Below are 24,188 nucleotides of genomic sequence, written 5' to 3'. Positions count from 1 at the left end.
CCGCGCGGCTACCGGTCCTCGGCGCCGGCCGTCAGGACCGACTCGATCGTGCCTTCCTGCAGCGGGTGCGGGGACTGGGCGGCGAGCCGTGCGTACAGGCGGTGCCAGGCCGCTTCGTCGTCCACCGGAAGATGACGGAGCACCAGCACCGTGACGCGGGCCAGGGCTTCGGCCACCGCCTCGGGTGCGTCCGCCCGGTGACGGGCATCGCCCAGGTACCGCAGGACGCACGGGCCCTGGCCGGCGACACGGATCAGGTCGTCGGCGGTGATCACGCCCTCGTCCAGCATCCGGTCCAGCAGGTCGATGGCACCGTCGGGCGTGCTGCTGTAGCTGATGCCGTTCCTCAGGATTCCGCGCGCGACCACCGGATCGTCGCTCCGGCACACGGTCCGGCTGCGCTGGTGGTCCCGGGCGGCCGCCTCGGTATGCCTGGCCAGGACCTCCAGGGGCGTCGACGGGCGGTTGACGATCTGCGGCCAGTGCGCGAACGGCTCGCGCGCGTGCTCCGCCTCCAGATGTGGCCAGTCGACCCCCCAGCCGTCGAAGAGCAGCATCACCTGCGCCGTGTCCGTGGCACCGGAGCTCCGGCTCACCCGGCGCAGCCGCGCCACCAGTTTCGGCGTGGTGAACTCCCGCTGCGCACGCGACCGGAGGGCGGCCCGCGGGTCGGGGGCCGTGAGCGCCTTGGTGCAGATACGGCCGACGGCCGGGGAGACCCGGCCCGTGGCCAGGAGCGCGGTCAGCCGGGCTGGACCCCCCGCGCGCAGGATGGCCAGACAGCCCGTCAGGTGTTCCTGGATCTTGAACTTCTTCTGGCGTTGTCCGGCGAACGCCGCCTCGATCAGCTCCGGTTCCCGCGCCTGGAGGCATTCGTGGTGGACGAGGGAGGAGATCTCCGCCACCCGCGGCGCGAGATCCACCGCCGGGTCGGTAAGAGCCAGGTGCCGCTGGTCCGGGGTGACCCGGGCCCAGGTGTTCACCACGCTCAGATGGATGTCCTGATCGCCCCGCGCGAGCAGGGGCACGGCGGTCCGTCCGTCCAGATCCACCCCGCGGGCCAGGACGAGCAGCGCCTCGCGGTCACCGGCGTCCATCAGATGCCGCAGCACGCCGGGAGGAGTGCCGTGGCGCACGGCGACCACGTACTGGGCGAGCAGGACGCCCGTGCCGTCGGGCAGCGCGGGCATGACGAGATCGAGGACCGTGCTCCCCGCCCGCCGCAGCACCTCGCCGGACGGCCACCACCACGTCTCGTCGAACAGCTCGTCGGCCGCCGGCTTCCTCCGGCCCCGGCGCACGTACGTCCGCTGGTCCTCCAGGTCACGTGTGGGCAGCAGCATGCCGGTATCGGGTTCGACGGACCCGGCCAGTTCGAGCAGTTGCGGCCAGGTGATGTCCGGCCGGTCCGATGTGGCGCGGCAGGTCCTCTCCACCGCGGTCAGAAGCCTGAGCCACGCCTGCGGATCGGTGCCCAGCGCGCCGGCCAGCCGGGTACGCAGCTCGCGCTCGACGGCGTGACGGACACGGTTCGCCTGCCACCTCACCCGGACCGGCATCGACAGGCGGGCCGGCAGCACCTCCAGGACATCGGCCGCCGTGACGATGCCGCCCAGGTAGAACGGGGACAGCCAGGTCGCGAGGGCGGCGGCCTTCCTGCTGCCGGTCAGGCCGCGGCTCGTGCGGTCCGTCTCGGACCGCAGCTGCTCCAGGACCTCCGCCCGGTCCGGTACGCGTTCAGGGCGCGGGCCGCGCGGGTCGCGCTCGGGGAAGCCGCAGGCCGCCCAGGACTCCGTCAGCCAGTCGGGACATCCGGTGGCCGCCGGCCAGTGGGTGCGGTGTGTGGCACCGAGGAACCGGACGACCTCGGGATCGCGGGGTGCCGGCGCCTGGCCCCCGCCTCCGTCCGCCGCCAGTCGGCGCAGCAGGTCGATCGCGGCGACGGCCGAGCGCTCGGTCGCCCGGAAAGGCGCCCAGTGCGCCTGGCCGCGGGTCCGGGCCGTGTGCCCCGCCTCCGCGGCAGCCGCCGACCGCCCCGCGCCGCCGCTGTCCGTGTCCGTCGCTGTCCCCGTTGTCGTCATGGAGGAAGTTCAGCACACGGCTCGGACAACGCCGTGCGGAGCCGGGGCTGTCCGGGCCCGCCCCCGGTCCCGTCAAGGGGCCTGGTTGCCCCGGATGTTGGAGAGCCCGAGGCCGAGCCCGCTGCCGTGCCGGTTGGCCAGCCCGTGCTCCATCACCTCGGCGAGGCGGGCGAGGGCGTCGACCACCCCGGTCCGGTCCTCTCCGAGTGCGGAGAGGAGCTCGGCCTCGGTGGCGACCTGACGCGGGAAGATCTGGTCGATGGCCTGCTTCCCCGACTCCGTGATCGTCACGAGGGCGGCCCGCCGGTCGGCCGGGTTCGGGGTGCGCGCGATGTGGCCGCGCTTCTCCAGTTTGGCCAGCGTTTTGCTGACCCCGGCACGTGACATCCCCATGTTGTCCGCCAGCCGCCGGGCGATGGCCGGCTCGGTCGCGTGGCGGAGCGGAATGAGGAGGTCGGCCTCGGGCGCGGTGAGCGCGGCGCCCTCGTAGAGCGGTTCGACAGCGCGGTCGAACAGGGCGGAGACCTGCTTGACCAGGGCCACGACCTCCATGGCGGAGGTGTCGAGGCCGGGGTGGTGACGCATCCAGTCGTCGCGGACGCCATCGGGATGGGATTGCACCAGCACTCCTTTGTTAACCAGTGAACCATCGGTTATCTTTCTCCCATGCTAACTCCTTCCCCCGCTTCCGGTGAAGCGGCGTCCCGGGCTGCCCGGCTCCCGTCCGGCCCGCTCCCGTCCCCCCGGCAGGCCTCCGCACTGATCGCCGTACTGGGCGCGCTCACCGCCGTGGCCCCGCTGGCCACCGACATGTACGTACCCGGCTTCCCCTCGATGGGGGCCACCCTGCATGCGAGCAGTTCGGCCGTGCAGCTCACCCTGACCGCCTTCCTGGTCGGCATGGTGGTGGGCCAGCTGCTGATCGGCCCGATGAGCGACGGCTGGGGCCGCCGCCGGCTGCTGATCTCCGGGTCGGCGGGCTTCGTCCTGTTCTCCCTGCTGTGCGCGGTCGCACCGAACGTGGAACTGCTCACCGCGGCCCGCTTCCTCCAGGGCTTCGCGGGCGCCGCCGGCATGGTGCTCGCCCGCGCGGTGATCACCGACTGCTTCCGGGGGGCGGACGTACCCCGCTACTTCGCGCTGCTTTCCCAGATCCTCGGCATCGCGCCGATCGCCGCCCCCGTCATCGGCGGCGCGGTCCTGTCGCTGTCGACCTGGCGCGCCGTCTTCGTCGTCCTCGCCGTCCTCGGCGCGCTGCTGATGTTCGCCGTACTGAAGAACGTCCCCGAGACGCTGCCGCCCGAACGCCGGCACGGCGGAGGCCTCAGCGGCACCCTCCGCACCATGGGCACGCTGCTCACGCACCGTGCCTTCATGGGGTACGTCCTCGTGCTCGGCTTCACCTCGGCGGCCCTGTTCGCCTACATCAGTGGTTCCAGCTTCGTCTTCCAGAACGTGCACGGCGTGTCGCCCACCGCCTACTCGCTGATCTTCGCGTCGAACGCCGTGGGCATGCTGATCGCCGGAGTCACCTTCGCGCGGCTCTCCGTACGGGTCCGGCTGAACACGCTCCTGATCGCGGGGCTCACCGTCTCCGCCATCGGGGCCGTGGCCCTCGTCGCCCTTCCGGCCGTGACGGGGGAGAGCCTGGCCGTCAGCTGGATCTGCCTCTTCGTCGCCATCTCCGGCATCGCGATCATCTTCCCCTCGACCATGAGCATCGGCCAGAACCTGGGCCGGAGCGCACCGGGCGCCGCCTCGGCACTCATCGGCGGCCTCCAGTTCCTGTTCGGCGCCGTGGCCTCACCGCTCGTCGGCCTCTTCGGCGAGGACACCGCGACCCCCATGGCCGTCATCATCCTCATCGCCCTGGCCCTGGCGGGCGTCTGCCTGGTCCTGCTGGCCCGCCCGTGGATGAGCCACGGAGAGGTGACCGCCGAACCCGGCGAGCGCGAGAAGGCCTGAGGGACGGCGCCCCGCCATCGCCGCCTCCGGCCGCGCATGATCACGTAACCTCTGGCCGCATGAATGACGACGGCACGCGGGAGGAAACTGTGGACGGCCACCGTATGAGGGCACGCGAACTGGGCATACCGCTGACCGGCGAACCGGGGTCGTGGAACGCGATCACGGACGTTCCGGGCGTCGAGGTCGGGTACGTGACCCTCTGCGAGGGCGATGACGTACGCACCGGAGTCACCGCGCTCCTCCCGCGCGGCAGGGACGGAGTGGGCATGCCCTGCGCGGCCGGCCTGCACTCGTTCAACGGCAACGGCGAGATGACCGGCACCGCCTGGATCGAGGAGAGCGGATCCCTCGCCGTTCCGGTGCTCGTCACCAACACCTACGCGGTCGGCCCGGTGCACCGCGGCGTCGTCGAGTGGGTACGCGCCAACCGCCGCGACATGGCGCCCGAATGGCTGCTGCCGGTGGTCACCGAGACCTGGGACGGCCACCTCAACGACATCCACGGCTCGGCCGTGGAGTCCCGCCACGCGGCCGCCGCCATCGAGGCGGCGACCTCCGGACCGGTCGAGGAGGGATGCGTCGGCGGCGGAACGGGCATGCGCTGCTACGGCTTCAAGGGCGGCTCGGGGACCGCCTCACGGGTGGTGGAGTACGGCCAGGACCGGTACACCGTGGGCGCCTTCGTGCAGGCCAACTTCGGCGCGCGGCGCGAACTGGTGGTGGCCGGCGTCCCGGTGGGCCGCGAACTGCCCGACGGCCCCGGGCCCGAGCCCGACGGCGAGCGCCAGGTCCCGCCCGGCGCGGGCTCGGTGATCGTGGTCGTGGCCACGGACGCACCCCTGCTGCCCGGCCAGTGCGAGGCGCTGGCCCGGCGGGCGACCCTGGGCCTCGCCCGTACCGGCACCACCGGCAGCCACTTCTCCGGCGACATCTTCCTGGCCTTCTCCACGGCCAACGAAGGTGCCCTGACCAGTACGTTCCCGGAGGACGACGGCAGCGCCCCGTACGAGTCGATGCGCTTCGTCCCATGGGGCCGGATGGACCCCTTCTACGGTGCGGTGGTCGAGTCGGTGGAGGAGGCGGTCCTCAACGTGCTCACGGGTGCGCACGCGATGACCGGCCGGGCCGGCCACCACGTCCCGGCGCTGCCGCTGGACCGGGTCTCCGAACTGCTGGCCGCGCGGGGCGCGGTGACCTAGAGCCTGCCGTCAAACTGCCGTTTGCCGCCCTTCGGGCGACGACAGCGGTTTGACGACAGGCCCTGGCGCCTCTCGTTCGGATCGTGCCGGGCTCGCGGGGTCCGGCACGATCCGAACGAAAGACCCCAGGCCTCTCGTTCGCCCCGTGCCGGACAGCCGGCCGTGATGCCGGACGTCCCCGTCACCCGTGCGGGCGAAGCCCCCGGACCCGGACCGCGCGGGTGGCGCCGTCCCGGCCGAGGAGGGACGCAACCCCTCCGCGGCCGGTCCCTGACCGGCTCCTGACCGCGGCCCCGGGAAGTCCCCGACGCCATGGAGACGGAGTTCCGAAGGCACCCTGCACCGGGATGCCTTGTCCCGTTCCGCGGCGGCCCCCGATGCTGGAAGGACAGTGCCCGAGGCGGGCGGAAGAGAAACGGGGACGCGTGATGCTGACGGCGACGGCACACTCCGAGCGGGAGGCCCCAGCCCCCGGCGGCCTGTCACCGGGGGTCCGCAGGATCACCCTCGACGCGGCCGGGATGCCCCTGTCCGCGCTGCTGAGCGAACCCGGCGACGGACGTCCCCCGCGCGCGACCGTCGTCGCACTGCACGGCGGCGGAATGAGCGCCGGGTACTTCGACGGGCAGGCGCATCCGGACGTCTCCCTGCTGACGCTCGGCGCCCGCCTCGGATACGCAGTGCTCGCGCTCGACCGGCCCGGATACGGTGCCTCGGCCCCGCACCTGCCCACCGGGCAGCACCTCCTGGACCAGGCGGCGACGGTCCGCTCCGCGCTCGCCGACGCACGGGCCCGCCACGTCTCCGGCCCCCTGTTCCTGCTCGCCCATTCCTTCGGCGGCAAACTCGCCCTCGCCCTCGCCGCGGACGCACCGCCCGACGCCTTCCTCGGCCTGGACATCTCCGGCTGCGGACACCGGCCGGCCGCCTCCGTGGCGCTCCTGGACCCGGGGGCGCGCACCGGACTGCGCCGGCTCAACTGGGGCCCTCTGCGGCTCTACCCCGACGGGACCTTCCGCGAGGCCGGGGCCGTCGTCTCCCCGATGCCGGGCCGGGAGATCGAATCGGCGCAGGAGTGGAGCGCACTGTCCACCCGTCTGCTGCCGTGCGTACGGGTGCCGGTGCGCTTCACCTTCGCCGAGCACGAGGCCTGGTGGTGCCAGAGCGACGCCGACCTCACCGATCTCGCCGCGCAGCTCTCCGCGGCACCCCGGGTCCTCGTCGACCGGCTCTCCGGAGCCGGGCACAACATCAGCCTCGGCCGGGCCGCCAGGGCGTACCACCTGCGGGCCCTGGCCTTCCTCGACGAGTGCCTCGATGACGGCGCGCCCGCTGCCGCACGGTGACCGCCGACGCCCGGGCCCGGCCTTTCCGCGCCCTCGGGATCCGTAACTTCCGGCAGTTCGCCGCAGGCCAGGTGGTCTCGGCCGCGGGCACCTGGATGATGGTGGTCGCCCAGGACTGGCTCGTGCTGGAACTGACCGGGAACTCGGCGACGGCCCTCGGCACCGTCACCGCACTGCAGTTCACCCCGATGCTCCTGCTCACCCTCCACGGCGGAAAGCTGGCCGACCGGTACGACAAGCGGGTGCTGCTGCTGGCCGCCAACATCCTGTCCGGCCTGCTCGCGCTCCTCCTGGCCGCGTTCGTCCTCACCGGGACGGCCGGGCCGGGGGAGGTCCACGTCTTCGCCTTCTGCCTCGGACTGGTCAACGCGGTCGAGGTCCCCACCCGGATGGCCTTCGTCGGTGAGCTGGTGCCCGTCGAACTCCTGCCCAACGCCTCGGCGCTGAGCGCCGCCTACTTCAGCGTCGCCCGTGTCGTCGGCCCGGCCGCGGCCGGCCTGCTCCTCACGCTGCTCGGGACCGGCTGGGTCATGGTCGTCAACGCATTCAGCTACCTCGCCACCGTCGTCGCGCTGCGCCGGATCCGTCCCGACGAGCTCTACCGCACGGCGCGTGCGGCGGGGAGCGTGCGGGTCACCGACGGCCTGCGGTACGTACGCCGGCGGCCCGATCTCGTGATCCCGTTCGCCATGATCGCCGGAGTCGGCCTGTTCGGTCTGAACTTCCAGCTCACGCTGCCGCTCCTGGCCAGGACCGTGTTCCACACCGACGCCTCCTCCTTCGGCCTGCTCACCACGGTCTTCGCGGCGGGCTCGCTCACCGCCGCGTTCCTCACCACGGCCCGCACCGCGCGGCCGTCGGCCCGGCTGGTGACCGTGTCGGCCCTCGTCCTCGGGGCGCTGGAGACCGTCGTGGGATGGGCTCCGTCCTACCCGGCCGCCCTGGTCCTGCTCTTCCTCACCGGCGGCGCCTCCGTCTACTTCGCCCAGGCCGTCAACCACCGCATCCAGCTGGGCAGCGATCCCCTCTACCGGGGCCGGGTCCTCGCGCTGTACACCCTCGTCCTCCAGGGCTCCACCCCGCTCGGCGCCCTCGTCGTGGGGTACCTCGCCGAGGCCCGGGGCGTCCGGAGCGCGTTCGTCGTCGGCGGGCTGGCCTCACTCGGTACGGGTCTCGCCGCCCTCTGTCTGCGCGCGGGCCGCAGCGGGCGCGTCCCCGCCGGTGACGGGCCGGTGAACCGGGTGACCTCCCGGTAGGCCAGGTGGCGCGGCGCCGTGGACCGCTTGCCGCGCCATGACAACAGGAGGCGGTTCGCCGGGACTCCGGGCCGGCCGGACAAGGGCGATCGCATCCGTGCCATACGCTGAACTCGCAAGGACCTGACGGGGCCGCCGACCCAAAACCCCGGGCGGCAGGAGTCCGGCGGCAACGATCTCCGCATCCGTTCACGCGCTGGGAGACGGTACATGAGCACCCTGGTCATCGCCGGTGGCACCGACGGGATCGGCAAAGCACTCGCCCAGGCGTACCTCGGCCGGGGTGCCACGGTCGTCGTCATCGGCCGGAACCCCGAAAGGGGCCGCCACTTCCTGGACACCGCGCGCGCGGCGGGCGCAGCCGAACGGGCCTTCTTCGTCACGGCCGACCTCAGCCTCCTCGCCGAGACCTCCCGCGCCGCCGAGGAGATCCGTGCCGCGTTCCCGACGGTCGACGCGCTGGTGTTCTGCGCCCGTCACTACCGTTCCCGTCGCACGGAGACCAGCGAGGGGTACGAGGAGAACTTCGCGCTCTTCTACCTGAGCCGCCACCTGCTCGGCGAGGCGCTCACCGAGCCGCTCTCCCGGGCGGCGCACCCGGTGATCGTCAACGTGGCCGGTCCGGGAGCCGGACTCGAACTGGTCCAGTGGGACGATCTCCAGCTGAGCCGCCACTACCACGGCGGGGCGGCGCTCGGGCAGGGCGGAAAGCTCAATGATCTGCTGGCAGTCAGGTACGCCGAACAGTACGGACCCGCCGGAATCCGCTACGTGCTGATCCACCCCGGCGTCACCGCCACCGGCTTCTCCGGCGAGTACGACGCCGGGACACTGCCCCACATCAGGTCGATGCAACACCATGCGAAGCCCGTCGAGGCCGCACTGCCGCCGATCATCGCGGCCATCGACACACCCCCGGCCGAAGCGCTCAGCGCCTACGTGGAGGGCCGTCGCATCCCGGTCGACACCCAGGACTTCGACCCGGCGGCCGCACGCCGGCTGCGCGACCTCACCGAGCGGCTCCTTGACCGGAGTTGACACCCTTGGCTGTGTGCCAGGTGGGCGAGGATGAACTGCGGCTCAGCGGGCCATCTTCCGGTCCATCTCCCGCGCCCGCCTGTCCAGGGCGCTGATGACGCCCTCCGGCGCGGTCCGGGGGTCGACGGGTGCCTGCGCGTCCCCCCGGGCGCTCCCGGCCGCGTCGCCGGACTCCCCTCCGGGCAACGCGTCCTCGATGCCCGCCCGCCGTGCGAGCGCGACGGCAACGGCGGAGAACCCGTCGGAGAGCGCGAGGATCACGCCGTGGCGCGTACGACAGTGCCAGGCGACGAGACCGTGTACGAACTCCGCATACACCGCCCGGTCCAGGACGACGGTGTCCGGGTCGCCCGCGTGCTCGCCCTGGCGGATTCCCGAGGGCAGGCCGAGCTCCGCCTCCAGGACCTCGACATGCCGCAGGAAGAGGCGGCCGGCACCGTTGGACGGGTTCCACAGCGTCGTGCCACCCATGTCGAAGTACTTGCTCATCGTCGATCCCCCGCTCAGCCGCCGACGACACAGGAGAGAAGACCGCGCGGCGTCGGGCTGCTGGACAAGGCGCAAACCGGCCCCAACTGAGCTGCGATGAAAGCCCGTTGCCCGCCTCCAGCGCTTCGCGGAGGCGGCTGCGTCAATGAGTGTGCGTACTCAGGCGCACCGGTGGCCGGTTCGGCAGCATGGGGTCATGACTCATGAGCTCCGCGCGCGTCTGGCCCGACGCAGTTGGCCCTGGTCGAACACGACGTCGCGCGGTTCGGACATCGCCACGGCCGTCATGCTGCTCATCGTCGAGGTCCTGGTCTTCGGGTGGACGATGTTCGGCTACGGGATGGACGGGTGGGCCGCGCAGGGGAACCGGGAGGAGACCGACGAGGCGGACCTGGCGAGCATCGCGTTCATGCAGCACTTCCTCATCGCCGTACTCGTCCTCTTCGCGCTCGCGACGCTGGCCCGCGCCCCATGGGCAGCGGTTCTGCAGCTCCTGACGGCCGGCGCCGTCGCGATGATGCTCGTGCTCAGCCAGCACGCGTACGAACAGTCGCACCCGGGTCCCGCGCCCACCCCGAGCGCCGGCTACTCGCCCTGCTACAGCGGCAGCGGACGATGCAACTGATCGGCCCAGCCGCCCACGGATGGTGTCCCGGCCCGCGGCGGCGGCGTACTCCGACATGGTGTCGGAGTACGCCGCCGCGCCGGGCCGGGACCTGGCCTTCGAGCTGCTGACCGGAACTACTTCGGGTCGTTGTTGAACTTGGCGGTGGACCAGAGGTAGCCGAGGACGGTGAGGGCGAGGCACCAGGCGAGGGTGAGCCAGCCGTTGTGGCCGATCTCGGTGCCGAGGAGGAGGCCGCGGAGGGTTTCGATGGCGGGGGTGAAGGGCTGGTATTCGGCGAAGGGCCGGAACCAGCCGGGCATGGTCTCGACGGGGATGAAGGCGCTGGAGAGGAGGGGGAGCAGGATCATGGGGAGTGCGTTGTTGCTGGCGGCTTCGGCGTTGGGGCTGATGAGGCCCATGCCGACGGCGATCCAGGTGAACGCGGTGGCGAAGAGGACGAGGAGCCCGAGGGCGGCGAGCCATTCCAGGGGGGTGGCGTCGGTGGAGCGGAAGCCGATGGCGAGGGCGACGGCGCCGACGAGGATGACGCTGGCGATGCATTGCAGGACGCTGCCGACGACGTGTCCGACGAGGACGGATCCGCGGTGGATGGCCATGGTGCGGAAGCGGGCGATGATGCCTTCGGTCATGTCGTTGGAGACGGAGACGGCGGTGCCGATGGTGGTGGAGCCGATGGTCATGAGGAGGAGGCCGGGGACGATGTAGGCGATGTAGTCGGCGCGGTTGGCGTTGCCGCCGATGCCGGCGCTCATGACGTCGCCGAAGATGTAGACGAAGAGCAGGAGCAGCATGATCGGGGTGAGCAGGAGGTTGAGGGTGAGGGAGGGGTAGCGGCGGGCGTGCAGGAGGTTGCGGCGGAGCATGGTGTTCGAGTCGCGGACGGCGAGGGCGAGGGCGCTCATCGGACAGTCTCCTTGGACTGGTGGGGCTGGGCCGGCTGGTCGTTGCCTGTCAGGGCGAAGAACACGTCGTCGAGGTCGGGGGTGTGGACGGTGAGTTCGTCCGCCTCGATGCCGGCCGAGTCCAGCCAGTCGAGGATGGAGCGCAGTTCGCGCTGGCTGCCGTCGCTGGGGATCTGCAGCGCGAGTGCCTCGTCGTCCCCGGTGGCCTCACCGAGGGCCAGGGCGGCGGAGCGGTAGGCGGCCGGGTCGGTGAAGCGGAGCCGGACATGCCCGCCCGGGACGAGGCGCTTCAGCTCGTCGGCGGTGCCCTCGGCGGCGATCTTCCCGTCGTTGAGTACGGCGATCCGGTCGGCGAGTTCGTCGGCCTCCTCCAGGTATTGGGTGGTGAGGAAGACGGTGACGCCGCCCGTGACCAGCTCGCGGATGATGCGCCACATGGTGTGGCGGGAGCGGGGGTCGAGGCCGGTGGTCGGTTCGTCGAGGAAGATGATCCGGGGGTTGCCGACGAGGGTCATGGCGATGTCGAGGCGGCGTTTCATGCCGCCGGAGTAGGTGGAGGCGGGCTTCCTCGCGGCGTCGGTCAGGTCGAAGCGTTCCAGAAGTTCGGCGGCGACCCGTCGTCCCTCCTGCTTGGGGAGGTGGTGCAGGTCCGCCATGAGGTACATGTTCTCCTCGCCGGTGATCAGGCCGTCGACGGCGGAGAACTGTCCGGTGACGCCGATCGCCGCGCGTACCGCTTGCGGGTCGGTGGTCAGGTCGTGGCCGTCGACGTGCAGGTCGCCGGCGTCGGCGGTGACGAGTGTGGAGAGGATCTTCACCGCGGTGGTCTTGCCCGCGCCGTTCGGTCCGAGCAGCGCGAACACGGTGCCTGCGGGGACGGCCAGATCGATCCCGTCGAGGACGACCTTGTCCCCGTAGGACTTGCGCATCCCGACGGCGGAGACGGCGTCCGGCAACGACCGGCCGTCACCCTTCCTGGATGTGGGCATGACAGATGAAGGCATGGAGCCCTCCCGTTCGAAGGCTGAGGGTGGATGGGGGATGGGCGAGCTGAGGGCTGCTGCGGGGGTCAGACCTTGGCGCGACGGATGTCGATGTTGCCGAACCGGGTGCGGGCGCGGATGCTGACGGTGTCGTCGGTCTTCGCGGGGGTCTCGGAGGCGGTGAGGGTGTTGCGCACCTGGCCGGAGCCGGAGTTGACGTCGAGCCAGGCGGCCGTGCCCTCGCGGACGCCGACCTCGATGGCTCCGTAGCTCGTCTCCAACTGGACCGATCCACGGACGACTTCGGCGACGCGCAGGGTGCCGTGGGCGGTGGTGGCCGTGACCGAGTCCTCGGCCCGGGTGATGTCGATGTCACCGTTGGAGCCGCTCACCCGCAGCTCGCCGGTCGCGGCGCCGACGGTCGTGGTGCCGTGCGAGTTCTTCAGGACGGCGGGGCCGTCGACGAAGCCGACGCGCATGCTGCCGGAGCTGGTGGTGATCTCGGCCTTGCCCTCGACGTGGTCCACGGTGATCGAGCCGTGCGACGCGGTCAGGTGGAGCGGGCCGGTCGAGTCGAGGCGGACGTCCCCGGACGAGGTCTTCACGCGGACCTCGCCGAGCCGGCCCTCGCCGAGCACCTGGGCCCAGGCGCCGGTCATGTCGATACGCGATCCGGTGGGCAGTTCGACCGTCACGTCGACCGTGCCGGTGCGGCCGATCAGATAGCGCTGCTTGGGGGTCCGGATGGTCAGCGCGCCGCCCGAGTACATGACCTCGGTCTGCTCGGCCGCCCGGATGTCCTGGTCCTTCTTCGGGTCGCGGGGCCGCGCCTCGACGACGGTGTCGGGGCGGTCGCCCGCGGTGAACTGGATGGAACCGGCCTCCACGTGAGCGGTGACCGAGATCGGTTCGGAGGTGTCGAAAGAAGGCATGGCTGTCCCGTCCTCTTGGCTCTTGGCGATGTCCCCGCTGGTGGGACGTGGGTGGGTGAAGTGGTGCGGGTGGTGGGTGCGGCTAGCGCACCCACCCCGTGTAGCCCTGTCCGAGCGTCTGGCTCTTCTCCGTCGTACGTGGCGCGGTGCCGCCGTCGACCGCGGCCGACACGGCTCGTACCAGCCACGCGTTGACCGACAGCCCCTCGCGGGTCGCGGCTTCCTCGGCGCGCGACTTCAGGTGGGCCGGCAGACGCAGGTTGACGCGTGCGGTGCCGCCGTCGTCGCCGTCCTGCGGGGCCGGGGCCTTGAGGGGTTCGGCGGGTACGGAGGCGGGCTCCGCGGGGGCGATGCCGGTGGCCGGCAGTGTCACGACGAAGTCGGGGTCGAGCCCGCGCAGCCGTACGTCGACGGAACCGGGGGCGAGCTCGCGGGTGATCTCGTCCATCGCGGCGGAGAGGACGTTGAGCATGGTCAGCCGGGTCGCCGACTCCAGTGGAGCGGTGAGCCGCTCCGCCAGCGCGCGGGCTTCGCCGCCGCCGGCCTCGGCGGCCACCGCGAGTTCGCGGCGGAGGGTGTCGACATACGGGGTGAGGTCCATGACGCCATGATGGCACCATGGTGGCGCCATGTGCAAGCCCTATAGCGCCAATCTTGGATGTGTGTCGGCACAAGCGCTTCTGACCTGCGTAAATGTGACGCATTCTGGTTGGGCGGGTGGGGTGTCATGTGTGCCTGCATGTCTCCATGCGTACAGGAGGGCGCCTCATGGCGCCTCGTGGCGCCACCTGGTGTCGCGAGGTGCCATGAGGTGCCATGGGTGCCGACGGCCGAGCCACGCGAGGGCCACCACCGGCAGGCGGCGTCAATCGCACGTCAAGGGTCGGTCACCCGGAATCAAGAGTCCGCCAACAGACATGTCCGGTCCGGCGGGGACACGCATAGCGTCACCGCATGCCCCGGCCGCTCAGGAGCCCGGGCGTCCCACCCGTCTCACGAGGAGCGTCATGAACGACAGTCAGTGCGCCGAGGACCCCGACCCCCTTCATGCGCACCGGGCCGGAGCGCTGTTCGTTCCGGTCCGGCCGGGGCCCGCGGGCTACTGCGCGCGCCTCTTTCGTACGCCTCTCGGTGTCCGTACCGCGGTCGCCTTCACCGACGAGCCACGACTGACCCGCACCCTCGGGCGGCAGCAGGCCTGGATCAGGCTCTCCGAACCGGCGGTCCGCGCGCTCGTCGCGCCCCTGGGCGTCGTCGGCCTCACCGTCGACCCGCTGATGGCAGCCCCCGGACCCGGCGACCGCACGGCAGGCCGGCCGCGGCGCGACCACCGTCCCGCGCGGGATCCGCGCCCGGCCGCAGCGCCACGTACGACCGGCACACCGTCACTGACCGCATCGACCTCATGACCGGCAGGGGGAACACCATGAACACCACACCACCGGCCCTGTCGGTTCCGGCATCGGTGCCGGCGATGCCGCACGCGGCCCCCGTACCGCCGGTCGACAACGCCGCCCTGTCCGTCTGGCCGGCTTCCGCACGGCTCACCGCCCGCGGCGATGTCGCGGTGGGAGGCGTCTCGCTCGCCGAGGCCGCCGAGCGGTTCGGGACCCCGGTCTACCTCCTCGACGAGGGCGAGGTACGGGAGCGCTGCCGCACGTATCTGCGGGCCTTCCCGGACACCGACGTCGTCTACGCGGCGAAGGCCTTCCTCTGCCGCGCGCTGCTGCACTGGGTACGGGAGGAGGGGCTCGGCCTGGACGTCTGCTCGGCCGGTGAGCTGGAGTTCGCCGTCACCAACGGCTTTCCGCCCGACCGCATCGTGCTGCACGGCAACGCCAAGAGCCCGGAGGACCTGAGCGCCGCTCTGCGTCTGGGCGTCGGAAGGATCGTCATCGACAGCGCCTGGGAGATCGCCCGGCTGTCCGCGCTCGTCCCCGACGGGGCCCGGCAGAGAGTGCTGGTGCGGGTGGTCCCCGGCGTCGGCGCGGGCGGCCACGCCGCGATCCGTACCGGTACGGACGACCAGAAGTTCGGGCTCTCCCTCACCGACGGCAGCGCCCGGCACGCCATCGACCGGATCCTCGGCCAACCCCGCCTGGACCTGGTCGGACTCCACTGCCACATCGGCTCCCAGATCACCACGGTCAAGCCCTATCTGACCGCGCTGCGACGCATGGTCGGACTGCTGGCCCAGGTCCACCGGCAGCACGGAATCGCCCTGGCCGAGCTGGACATGGGCGGCGGGCACGCGGTCGCCTACCGGCCGGGCGAGGAACCCCTCGACATCCCCTCCCTCGGCGACCGCATCCGCCGCGAACTGGCCACGAGCTGCGCCGCCGCCCGAATCCCCGCGCCCCGGCTCACCGTCGAGCCCGGCCGTGCGCTCGTGGGGCCCGCGGGTGTGGCCCTCTACCGGGTGCTGGCCGTCAAGCGGACCGGCGGCCATGTCTTCGTGGCCGTGGACGGCGGAATGAGCGACAACCCGCGGCCCGCGCTGTACGGCGCCCGCTACGCGCCCCGCCTCATCGGCCGCCGCTCGACGGCCGAACCCCGCACGGCGACCGTCGTCGGCCGGCACTGCGAGGCGGGCGACGTGCTCGCCGCCGACGCTCCGCTGCCGGGCGACATCCACCCGGGCGACCTGGTGGCCATCCCGGTCGCGGGCGCCTACCACCTCTCGATGGCGTCCAGTTACAACGCGGTCGGCCGCCCGCCCGTGGCCGCCGTGCACGAGGGCCGCGCCCGCCTGCTGATACGCCGCGAGTCCCTCGCCGACATCAACGGCCGTGACATCGGACTGTGAACCCGCGAGCCACGCATGGAACAGCCGGCGGTCCGCCGCTGACCACGCCGGGGCCGGGGCGCTGTCGGGCGCCCCGGCCCTCAGGGCTTCCTCGGTCAGGAGCCCGCCGACTCACCGCGGACCGTGCGGGCCGCCGCGACCAGGTTCTCCAGCGACGTCCTGGTCTCGGGCCAGCCACGGGTCTTCAGACCGCAGTCCGGATTGACCCACAGACGGGCGGCGGGAATCGCCTTCAGCCCCAGGCGGAGCAGGGCGGCGATCTCGTCCGCGTCGGGCACACGGGGGGAGTGGATGTCGTACACGCCGGGCCCGGCCTCGCGCGGGTAGCCGTGTGCGGCGAGTTCCCGGGCGACCTGCATGTGGGAACGGGCGGCTTCCAGGCTGATGACGTCGGCGTCCAGGTCGTCGATGGCCTGGACGATGTCGCCGAACTCCGCGTAGCACATGTGGGTGTGGATCTGGGTCTCCGCCCGCACACCGCAGGTCGTGAGGCGGAACGACTCGGTGGCCCATTCCAGGTAGGCGGAGCGGTCATCGGCGCGCAGGGGCAGGGTCTCGCGCAGAGCGGGTTCGTCGACCTGGATGACCGAGGTCCCGCCCGCTTCCAGATCGTCGACCTCGTCCCGCAACGCCAGGGCGACCTGGCGTGCGGTGACGCCGAGCGGCTGGTCGTCACGGACGAACGACCAGGCCAGCATGGTGACGGGCCCCGTCAGCATGCCCTTGACCGGGCGGTCGGTGAGCGACTGGGCGTACGAGGTCCAGCGCACCGTCATCGGTCCGGGCCGGGAGATGTCGCCCGCGAGGACCGGCGGCCGGACGTAGCGGGTGCCGTAGGACTGGACCCAGCCGTGCCGCGTGGCGAGGTACCCGGTCAGCTGCTCGGCGAAGTACTGCACCATGTCGTTGCGTTCGGGCTCACCGTGGACCAGGACGTCGATGCCGGTCTTCTCCTGGAAGGAGATGACCTCGCCGATCTCGGCCCTGATCCGCTCCTCGTAGCCGGCCACGTCGATCCGGCCCTTGCGCAGGTCGGCGCGGGCCGTGCGCAACCCGGCGGTCTGCGGGAACGAACCGATGGTGGTCGTCGGCAGCAACGGCAGCCCGAGGCGGGCCCGCTGAGCGGCAGCACGCTCCTCGTACGGCAGGGAACGGCGGCCGTCGGAACGGGTGACAGCAGCGGTCCTGGCCCGCACGGCAGGGTCGCGGGTGATCGGGGAGTCCGCACGGGAGGCCAGATCGGCCCGGTTGACGGCGAGCTCCGCGGCGATGGCGGCGGTGCCCCGGGTCAGCGCCTTGGCCAGCGTGACGATCTCGGCGGTCTTCTGGGTGGCGAAGGCGAGCCATCGAAGGATCTGGGGGTCGATGTCCCGCTCCGCCGCGGCGTCGACCGGCACATGCAGGAGGGAGCAGGAGGCGGACACGTCGACCCGGTCGGCGAGGCCGAGAAGCGTGCCCAGGGTGGACAGGGACTTCTCGTAGTCGTTGATCCAGATGTTGCGGCCGTTGACCACCCCGGCGACGAGCCGCTTGCCGGGGATTCCGCCCACCGAGGCCAGCGCGTGGAGATTGGCGGCCGCGGCGCCGGTGAAGTCCATCGCCAGGCCCTCGACAGGGGCGTTCGCCAGGACGGGGAGTGCTTCGCCGAGCCGGTCGAAGTAGGAGGCGACGAGGAGCCTGGGCCGGTCGGTCAGGCCGCCGAGCTCCCGGTAGGTGCGGGCGGCGGCGTTCAGCTCACCCGGCGTCCTGTCCTGGACCAGGGCCGGTTCGTCCAGCTGGACCCACTCGGCTCCGGCGGCGCGCAGGTCGGCGAGCACCTCGGCGTAGACGGGCAGCAGCCGGTCCAGGAGTGTGAGCGGCTCGAAGCCGGCCGCCACCCCGGGGGCCGGCTTGGCCAGCAGCAGATACGTGACCGGGCCGACGAGCACCGGCCGGGCTGCGTGCCCGAGCGCGAGGGCTTCCTTCAGCTCGGTGACCTGCTTGGTGGAGTCGGTGGTGAAGACGGTGTCGGGGCCGAGCTCGGGGACGAGGTAGTGGTAGTTGGTGTCGAACCACTTGGTCATCTCCAGGGGAGCGACGTCCTGCGTGCCGCGGGCCATCGCGAAGTACCCGTCGAGCGCGTCGGACCCGACGGCCGCCCGGTGCCGCTGCGGAACCGCGCCGACCATGACGCTGGTGTCCAGGACGTGGTCGTAGTACGAGAAGTCGCCGGTCGGAACCTCGTGGACGCCGGCATCCGCCAGCCGCCTCCAGTTGGCCCGGCGCAGACCGGCCGCGGTTGCCCGGAGGGCGTCGGCGGTGACCCGGCCCTTCCAGTAGCCCTCGACCGCCTTCTTCAGTTCCCGGTCGGGGCCCTGGCGGGGATAGCCGTACACGGTGGCTCGTGCCGCCGCGGCTGCGGGTTCGGTGGTCATGGAACTCTCCTTCGCGAGTTGACTCCTGAACATCCCGGGCCGGGACGCGGACGCGAAGGTGTGACGAACCGGACGGATCCCGTGCGCCGTCGGCGCGCGCTTCCGTGCGGTATGTACGCCGACCCGCCCACGAGGTCACCGGGATATCCGCACGCCAAGGGGCACGTGCGGGCAACGGGCAGGTCTTCGGACTCGCGGGCAGGTCCGCCGAGGCGGACACCTACTGGCCGTCGCTTCCCGGACCCGATCGGATCCAGTGCGTATGACGGCGGTCGTTCCCACTCACCGCTGCGGGGCAGTCCCGGATTTCCACCGGGTTCCCTCTTACGACGCGTCTGCCTGGCGGACAGGGCGAACCAGCTGCACCAGCCAGCCTAGAGGGTGGGCCGCACCGCTGGGGACCGCGGTTCACATTCCGGAACGGGGAGCCTGCGGATCGTGCCCGCTCACCCGGCTCAGGCGGAGACCGCGGTGCGGGACAGCGCGGTGCGCAACGCGAAGACGCCGAGCAGGCCGCCCGACGTGAGCCGTTGGGCCGTCATGGCGCGGGGCCGGGTGGCCAGATACCCCGAGATGCGGGCTGCGCCCAGCATGATCAGACCGTTCACGGTGATGCCCACGATGACCTGCACCCCACCGAGCTGGAGGAGTTGCGCCCACGCCGGACCTCCCCGCGGGTCCAGGAACTGGGGCAGCAGGGCGGCGTACAGAAGCGCGATCTTGGGGTTGAGCAGGTTGGTCAGCAGCCCCATCGAGAACAGACGGGCGTCGGAGACCGGAGGCAGATCCCCGGCCGGGTCGAACGGTGAGCGGCCGCCCGGCTTGAGCATGCTCCAGGCGAGGTAGGCCAGGTAGGCGGCCCCGGCAAGCTTGATCACCGTGTACGCCACCGGCACGGCGGCGAACAGCGCGGACAGGCCCGCCGCCGCGGCCAGCAGATAGCACACGAACCCCACTGCGGTCCCACTGAGGCTGACCAGGCCCGCCCTGCGGCCCTGGGTGATCGCCCGGGAGGCGAGGTGGATCATGTTCGGTCCCGGAGTCAGCGCCATGCCCAGTTCGATCAGTGCCACTCCTCCGATTGCGGTCAGAGTGATCACCGGTCAACCTCCAGGTCGTTCGTCGGGTGCCTGATGCGCAGCGGCTCACCCGGCTGTGGTGGACGGGTGCGACGCATGTGCCGTGCCTGTCCCGCCCGCTGCAGCATAGAGCTCGGCGTCTGGGCAACTTCGGCCGCCCCAGGCCCCGTTCCCGTCTCGACTCGGCGGGTGCGCGTCCGTCTCAGACGGGGTAGGCGTGGGTCTGCGCCGCCTTCACCGTCGCCCAGACCGCCGCGCCCGGGTGCAGGTCGAGTTCGGCGGCGGAGGCCGTGGTCAGGTCCGCGGTGAGACGCAGCTCTCCGGTGAGGTCGGCGCGGATCTGGTCGCCGTGCGTCTCCAGGCCCGCGATCTCGCACTGCCAGAGGTTACGGGCGCTGGAGCCCGCGGGGCGGTCACGGTGAAGGGTGACGGCGCTCGGCGGGAAGGCCACGAAGACCGGACCGGACAGGGCCTCCATGGTGGTGGCGGGAGGGCCGTCGTCGAGGCGGACGGTGTGGCCGTCGGCCGAGCCCCGGTAGAGGTTCAGGCCGACCAGACGGGCGATGTAGTCCGTACGGGGATGGCGGGCGATGTGGGACGGCGCACCCTCCTGGACGACCCGGCCGTCCTCGACCACGACCAGGCGGTCCGCCAGGACCATCGCGTCCAGCGGATCGTGCGTGACCAGGACGGCGACGGCTTCGAACTCGGCCAGATGCCGCCGGAGTTGCGAGCGGACCTCCAGGCGGGTGCGGGCATCCAGCGCCGCCAGCGGCTCGTCCAGGAGCAACAGACGCGGCCGGGTCGCCAGGGCGCGGGCCAGGGCGACACGCTGGGCCTGGCCGCCGGACAGGCTGCGTGGCTTGACGTCGACGTGCTCCGCGAGACCGAGGCGGCCGAGCCACTTCGTGGCCTCACTACGGGCCGCGGCCTTGGTCGCCCCGTGGCAGCGTGGTCCGAAGGCCACGTTGTCCAGGGCGGTGAGGTGGGGGAAGAGCAGGTAGTCCTGGAAGACGACGCCGACGGGGCGGGACTCCGGCGGCGTACGCTCCAATGCCGTTCCGTCCAGCCGCAGATGGCCGTCGGTGAGTGGTGTCAGGCCGGCGAGGGCGCGCAGGGCCGTGGTCTTGCCGGCGCCGTTGGGGCCGAGCAGGGCGACGACTTCGCCGGGTGCGACGGCCAGCGTCACATCGAGGCGGAAGGTGCCGCGCTCGACGACGAGGCGGGCGTCGAGGCCCTCCTGGGGCGTGTCGGCGCGCGGGGTGGGGGCGGCGGGCTCGGTGGTCATCCTGCTGTCATCCAACGGTCGCGGAGGCCGGCCAGCACCGCGATGGACACGGCGAGCAGGACCAGGCTGAGGGCGATGGCCGCCTCCGGATCGCTCTGCAGGGCCAGGTACACGGCCAGCGGCATGGTCTGGGTACGGCCGGGGAAGTTGCCCGCGAAGGTGATCGTCGCGCCGAACTCGCCCAGGGCGCGGGCCCAGGCCAGGACGGCTCCGGCTGCGATGCCGGGTGCGATCAGCGGCAGTGTGACCCGGCGGAACGCGGTGAAACGGGAGGCGCCGAGTGTGGCGGCAGCCTCCTCGAAGCGAGGATCGGCGGCGCGCAGGGTGCCCTCGACGCTGATGACGAGGAACGGCATCGCGACGAACGCCTCCGCGATCACCACCCCCGCCGTGGTGAACGGCAGGGTGATCCCGAACCAGTCGTCCAGCGTCTTCCCGACGATGCCGTTGCGTCCGAGCGCCATCAGCAGAGCCACACCGCCGACCACGGGCGGCAGGACGAGCGGCAGGGTGACAAGGGCCCGTACGAGGCCGCGCCCGGGGAACTCGACACGGGCCAGCAGCCAGGCCAGCGGCACACCGATGACCAGACTCACCGCGGTGGCGGCCGTGGCGCAGACCAGGGACAGCCGGAGCGCCTGCCATACCTCGGCACTGGTCAGCAGCTCGGGCATGCTGGCCCACGGGGCCCGTACGAGCAGCGCGACCAGCGGCACGATCAGGAACGCCAGGCCGATCAGCGCGGGGACCAGGAGGGGCAGCGGAACACCCCGGCCGACGCCCGTCCGGACACGCCGGCGCCGCGGTCCACCCCGGACGGGGCCGGTCGCGGTGCCGGACTTGCCGAGATCCGTCACGGCTTCAGGAACCCCGCCCCGGTCAGGACCTTCTGGCCCGCGGAGGACCTGACCAGGGCGATGAACGCCTTGGCGGCCTCGGTGTTCTGCGTGTCCTTGAGCTGGACGATCGGGTAGTCGTTGATGGCGTTCGCCGACTCGGGGAAGTCCACGCCTTCCACCTTGTCACCCGCGGCGTGCACATCGGTCTTGTACACGACGGCCGCGTCGGCCTCCTTCAGCTCGACCTTGGTCAGGGCGGACTTGACGTCCTGCTCGTACGAGACGGGTGTGAGTTCGAGCTCGGCGGCGTCGAGCGCCTTCTGGGCGGCGGCGCCGCAGGGCACCTCCTTGTCGCACAGGACCACCTTGAGGCCGGACCCGGTGAGGTCCTTCAGGGAGGAGATCTTGTCGGGGTTGCCCGGGAGCGTGGCGATCTCCAGCTGGTTGCGGACGAAGGTGGCGGGTGTGCCGGAGGCGTCCCCGGCATCGGTGACGATCTTCATCGTCTTGGGGCTGGCCGAGGCGAAGACGTCGGCCGGGGCGCCGCCGGTGATGCTCGCGGCGAGCGAGTCGCTGCCCCCGAAGCTGAAGGTCACCTTCGTACCGGGGTGCTGCTCCTCGAACTCCTTGCCCAGGGCCGTGAAGGACTCCTTGAGGGAGGCGGCGGCGAACACGGTCACCGTGCCGGACAGTTGGTCCGGGGAGCCGGACGCGGAGGAGTCCGACGTCGAGGAGTCGTCGGACGAGGAACAGGCGCTCACGGCCAGCAGCGCGGCAACACCTGCACCGGCAACCTGAAGCGTCCGGCGGGTCCGGCGTGCGGTACGGCTCATCACGGGTCTGCTCCCTCTGGTCCTGACGGACACATCACCTGTGGTCCCGGCGGACCGTCCACGGTCTCCCGACGACCACGTCGGTCGACTTGATCACAGCAGCCGCCGGAACACCGGGCGCCGGCTCCGGTAGCTGTGCGTGCGCTGATGATAATGCCGCAGATGCGAGGGAAAAGTCTCCTGTCGCTTCGCATGAGTCCGGGCAATGCTTGCTGTGGCTGGTATGTGCGTTTGTACGGTGCCCGCGCCTGGGTACCGGTCAACCGGGAGGTGGTAGTCCGTGAGCCAGTCCTTCGCCACTGCCGGTAGGACCACAGGACCGGTGCCGGAACTCGCCCTCACCGGCGACCTGGGCCGCCCGGCGCGGCTGACGGTGCCCGACCTGCTCGCCTGGCGGCAGCACGAGGCCGACGTCAGCTTCGAGTGCGCCACCAGCGGCGTCCAGCACCACCGCTTCACCGGACCGCTGCTGCACGACGTGCTCATGGGCGCCGGGCCCCGCTTCGACCCGGCCCGCCGCAAGGACCGCCTGCGCTTCCTGATCGCGGTGACCGGTGCGGACGGCCACCACACCCTGCTGTCCTGGGCGGAGATCGATCCCGACTTCGGACGGGCCCGGGTGCTGCTCGCGGTCACCATCGACGACACCTCGCTGGACCGCGCGGGGCCGCAACTCGTGCTCCCGCAGGACCGCTGCGGAGCGCGGCACATCAGCGGCATCACCGCCGTGCGCGTGGACGGCGGGTACGCGTCGTGGGCGTGACGCCGAGCGCGGGCCGACCTTGCGGACGGAGGTCCAGGGCTGCATGAGTGCCCGCACACGCGATCGCAGGCAGCGGCCCGATGCGCGGCAGGGACCCGTTCTCAGCGGGCCCGACGTTCGGCAAGCCGTGCCAGCAGGCGGGCGCGGTGGCTTTCGTCGGCGGCGAGCCCGATGGCCGTCCACGCCATGGCCAGACCTCCGTCGAGGACCGCCCGGTCGGCTCCCGCGCTGGTTCCGTACCGGGTGAATTCGGGGTTGTGCATGATGGTGTCGCCGCAGTCGTAGCCGATGCTCGGGTGGATGGTCGGCACGAGGTGGGAGACGTTGCCCATGTCGGTGGAGCCTCCGCGCATGTCGTGGGCGCCCTCGTCCACCGTGCGGCCCAGGCCGTGGAGGCTGTCGCGGAACACCCCGCACATCTCCAGGTCCTGCCGCAGGTCGGCGTAGTCGTTGCCCACGGCCTCCAGTGCCAGTTCCGCTCCGCTGGCCAGGGCGCCGGCCTCGAAGCAGGCGCGCACCCGGGTCTGCAGTTCGGCGAGGTCCTCGGCGGACTCGGCCCGGCAGTCGTAGTCCGCGGTCACCAGGCCCGGGATGACGTTCGGGGCTTCCCCGCCGTGCGTGACGATGCCGTGCACCACTCCACCGGGGATCATCTGCTGCCGGTAGGCGCCGATGGCCACCTGGGCGATCATCATGGCGTCGGCCGCGTTGACGCCCCGGTGGGGCATGGCCGCGGCGTGGGCGGTGCGGCCGCTGTAGCGGACCTTCCAGCTGCCGATGGCCAGCGAGGTCATGCCGACGCCATCGGCGGGGGCGGCATGGACCATCATCGCTGCCGCGACGTCGTCGAAGGCGCCGGCGTTCAGGAGGTCGACCTTGCCGCCGCCGTACTCCTCGGCCGGGGTGCCGAGGAGCTTGACGGTGAGGCCGAGATCGTCGGCGACCGCCGCGAGGGCGAGGGCCGCGGTCACGGCCGAGGCGCCGTTGACGTTGTGTCCGCAGGCGTGGCCGATGCCGGGCAGGGCGTCGTACTCCGCGGTGATCGCGACGACGAGGGCGCCGTCACCGGCCGTGGCCTCGAACGCGGTGTCGAGGCCGTGGATGCCGCGCGTGACGCGCAGCCCGGCCGACTCCACCAGGTCGGCGATCTTCCTGGCCGACCGGTGCTCCTCGTAGGCGAGTTCGGGCTCGGCGTGCAGGCTGTGGCTGAGGGCGATGACGTCGTCCTGCCGGCGGGTGACGACGGACCGGGCGCGTTCGCGCAGAGCTTCCTGGTGCATGGGTGTTCCTTGTCGGGGTCGGAAAGGCCGGGGGACGAAGGGCCGGGGGAGGAAAGGCGGAAGT

Annotated in this window: 22 protein-coding genes and 1 riboswitch; of the genes, 9 read left to right on the top strand and 13 right to left on the bottom strand. The window is 71.9% G+C overall.

The features are described 5' to 3' along the window. Positions 1-8 precede the first annotated feature (8 nt). Together OG959_RS06755 and OG959_RS06750 are read right to left on the bottom strand one after the other, a co-directional pair. Positions 9-2,081, bottom strand: coding sequence for a hypothetical protein (locus OG959_RS06755; protein ID WP_326657243.1), 2,073 nt, complete (start codon positions 2,079-2,081; stop codon positions 9-11). Between the two features lie 72 nt (positions 2,082-2,153). Further along, positions 2,154-2,702 (bottom strand): MarR family winged helix-turn-helix transcriptional regulator, encoded by a 549-nt coding sequence (locus OG959_RS06750; protein ID WP_326657241.1) that lies wholly within the window; start codon positions 2,700-2,702, stop codon positions 2,154-2,156. Between the two features lie 45 nt (positions 2,703-2,747). On the opposite strand from OG959_RS06750, the gene OG959_RS06745 reads away from it, so the two are divergent. From OG959_RS06745 to OG959_RS06725, 5 genes are all read left to right on the top strand, one after another. After that, positions 2,748-4,046, top strand: coding sequence for a multidrug effflux MFS transporter (locus OG959_RS06745; protein WP_326657240.1), 1,299 nt, complete (start codon positions 2,748-2,750; stop codon positions 4,044-4,046). Positions 4,047-4,150: 104 nt separating this feature from the next. Next, positions 4,151-5,248 (top strand): DmpA family aminopeptidase, encoded by a 1,098-nt coding sequence (locus OG959_RS06740; RefSeq protein ID WP_326666252.1) that lies wholly within the window; start codon positions 4,151-4,153, stop codon positions 5,246-5,248. A gap of 425 nt (positions 5,249-5,673) precedes the next feature. After that, a complete protein-coding gene (locus OG959_RS06735; RefSeq protein ID WP_442805547.1) occupies positions 5,674-6,594 on the top strand; it encodes an alpha/beta hydrolase in 921 nt (306 codons plus the stop codon). Beyond that, positions 6,591-7,850 (top strand): MFS transporter, encoded by a 1,260-nt coding sequence (locus OG959_RS06730; RefSeq protein WP_326657237.1) that lies wholly within the window; start codon positions 6,591-6,593, stop codon positions 7,848-7,850. The genes OG959_RS06735 and OG959_RS06730 overlap by 4 nt, the downstream gene beginning before the upstream one ends. A gap of 210 nt (positions 7,851-8,060) precedes the next feature. Then, positions 8,061-8,888, top strand: a complete 828-nt coding sequence (locus OG959_RS06725; RefSeq protein WP_326657236.1) for an SDR family NAD(P)-dependent oxidoreductase — start codon at positions 8,061-8,063, stop codon at positions 8,886-8,888. Between the two features lie 42 nt (positions 8,889-8,930). Here OG959_RS06725 and OG959_RS06720 read toward each other — a convergent pair whose 3' ends face one another. After that, positions 8,931-9,377, bottom strand: a complete 447-nt coding sequence (locus OG959_RS06720) for a DUF6086 family protein (RefSeq protein WP_326657235.1) — start codon at positions 9,375-9,377, stop codon at positions 8,931-8,933. A 196-nt stretch (positions 9,378-9,573) separates the two neighbouring features. Here OG959_RS06720 and OG959_RS06715 point away from each other — a divergent pair, with 196 nt between their 5' ends. Next, positions 9,574-10,002 (top strand): DUF6234 family protein, encoded by a 429-nt coding sequence (locus OG959_RS06715; RefSeq protein WP_326657234.1) that lies wholly within the window; start codon positions 9,574-9,576, stop codon positions 10,000-10,002. A 116-nt stretch (positions 10,003-10,118) separates the two neighbouring features. Here OG959_RS06715 and OG959_RS06710 read toward each other — a convergent pair whose 3' ends face one another. From OG959_RS06710 to OG959_RS06695, 4 genes are all read right to left on the bottom strand, one after another. Then, on the bottom strand, positions 10,119-10,907 hold the full coding sequence (locus tag OG959_RS06710) for an ABC transporter permease (RefSeq protein ID WP_326657233.1): 789 nt from the start codon (positions 10,905-10,907) through the stop codon (positions 10,119-10,121). Beyond that, a complete protein-coding gene (locus tag OG959_RS06705; RefSeq protein WP_326657231.1) occupies positions 10,904-11,896 on the bottom strand; it encodes an ATP-binding cassette domain-containing protein in 993 nt (330 codons plus the stop codon). The genes OG959_RS06710 and OG959_RS06705 overlap by 4 nt, the downstream gene beginning before the upstream one ends. A gap of 80 nt (positions 11,897-11,976) precedes the next feature. Further along, positions 11,977-12,822 (bottom strand): DUF4097 family beta strand repeat-containing protein, encoded by an 846-nt coding sequence (locus tag OG959_RS06700; RefSeq protein ID WP_326657230.1) that lies wholly within the window; start codon positions 12,820-12,822, stop codon positions 11,977-11,979. 82 nt (positions 12,823-12,904) lie between these two features. Continuing rightward, positions 12,905-13,423 carry a toxin-antitoxin system HicB family antitoxin gene (locus OG959_RS06695; RefSeq protein WP_326657229.1) on the bottom strand — a complete coding sequence of 173 codons (519 nt, stop codon included), beginning with the start codon at positions 13,421-13,423 and terminating at the stop codon, positions 12,905-12,907. Between the two features lie 406 nt (positions 13,424-13,829). Here OG959_RS06695 and OG959_RS06690 point away from each other — a divergent pair, with 406 nt between their 5' ends. Beyond that, positions 13,830-14,231 (top strand): SAV_915 family protein, encoded by a 402-nt coding sequence (locus tag OG959_RS06690; protein ID WP_326657228.1) that lies wholly within the window; start codon positions 13,830-13,832, stop codon positions 14,229-14,231. Positions 14,232-14,296: 65 nt separating this feature from the next. Next, positions 14,297-15,628, top strand: coding sequence for a diaminopimelate decarboxylase (gene lysA / locus OG959_RS06685; RefSeq protein ID WP_326666250.1), 1,332 nt, complete (start codon positions 14,297-14,299; stop codon positions 15,626-15,628). A gap of 95 nt (positions 15,629-15,723) precedes the next feature. Here the strand turns inward: lysA and metE are convergent, their stop codons facing one another. The 5 genes from metE to modA all read right to left on the bottom strand — a co-directional run bounded on the left by metE (position 15,724) and on the right by modA (position 22,081). Continuing rightward, the gene (gene metE / locus OG959_RS06680) at positions 15,724-18,042 is read right to left on the bottom strand and encodes a 5-methyltetrahydropteroyltriglutamate--homocysteine S-methyltransferase (RefSeq protein ID WP_326657227.1); all 2,319 of its coding nucleotides are present in this window, start codon (positions 18,040-18,042) and stop codon (positions 15,724-15,726) included. Between the two features lie 160 nt (positions 18,043-18,202). Beyond that, positions 18,203-18,418: riboswitch (cobalamin riboswitch) on the bottom strand. Positions 18,419-18,497: 79 nt separating this feature from the next. Then, a complete protein-coding gene (locus OG959_RS06675) occupies positions 18,498-19,142 on the bottom strand; it encodes a LysE family translocator (protein WP_326657226.1) in 645 nt (214 codons plus the stop codon). A 181-nt stretch (positions 19,143-19,323) separates the two neighbouring features. Continuing rightward, entirely contained in the window at positions 19,324-20,409 is a 1,086-nt protein-coding gene (locus tag OG959_RS06670) for an ABC transporter ATP-binding protein (protein WP_326657225.1), read from the bottom strand. Beyond that, on the bottom strand, positions 20,406-21,266 hold the full coding sequence (gene modB / locus OG959_RS06665; RefSeq protein WP_326657223.1) for a molybdate ABC transporter permease subunit: 861 nt from the start codon (positions 21,264-21,266) through the stop codon (positions 20,406-20,408). Before modB ends, OG959_RS06670 begins: the two co-directional genes overlap by 4 nt. Then, positions 21,263-22,081 (bottom strand): molybdate ABC transporter substrate-binding protein, encoded by an 819-nt coding sequence (gene modA / locus OG959_RS06660; protein ID WP_326657221.1) that lies wholly within the window; start codon positions 22,079-22,081, stop codon positions 21,263-21,265. The genes modB and modA overlap by 4 nt, the downstream gene beginning before the upstream one ends. A 280-nt stretch (positions 22,082-22,361) precedes the next feature. On the opposite strand from modA, the gene OG959_RS06655 reads away from it, so the two are divergent. Beyond that, complete coding sequence (locus OG959_RS06655; RefSeq protein WP_326657219.1) at positions 22,362-22,844, top strand: molybdopterin-dependent oxidoreductase; 483 nt, start codon at positions 22,362-22,364, stop codon at positions 22,842-22,844. 101 nt (positions 22,845-22,945) lie between these two features. Here OG959_RS06655 and OG959_RS06650 read toward each other — a convergent pair whose 3' ends face one another. Further along, a complete protein-coding gene (locus OG959_RS06650; protein ID WP_326657218.1) occupies positions 22,946-24,124 on the bottom strand; it encodes an amidohydrolase in 1,179 nt (392 codons plus the stop codon). Positions 24,125-24,188 lie beyond the last annotated feature (64 nt).

This window comes from Streptomyces sp. NBC_00385 (genome assembly GCF_035917155.1).
Lineage (GTDB): Bacteria > Actinomycetota > Actinomycetes > Streptomycetales > Streptomycetaceae > Streptomyces > Streptomyces poriferorum.
The sequence above is the reverse complement of the archived record's forward strand: the minus strand, read 5'-3'. Positions and strand labels throughout refer to the sequence as shown.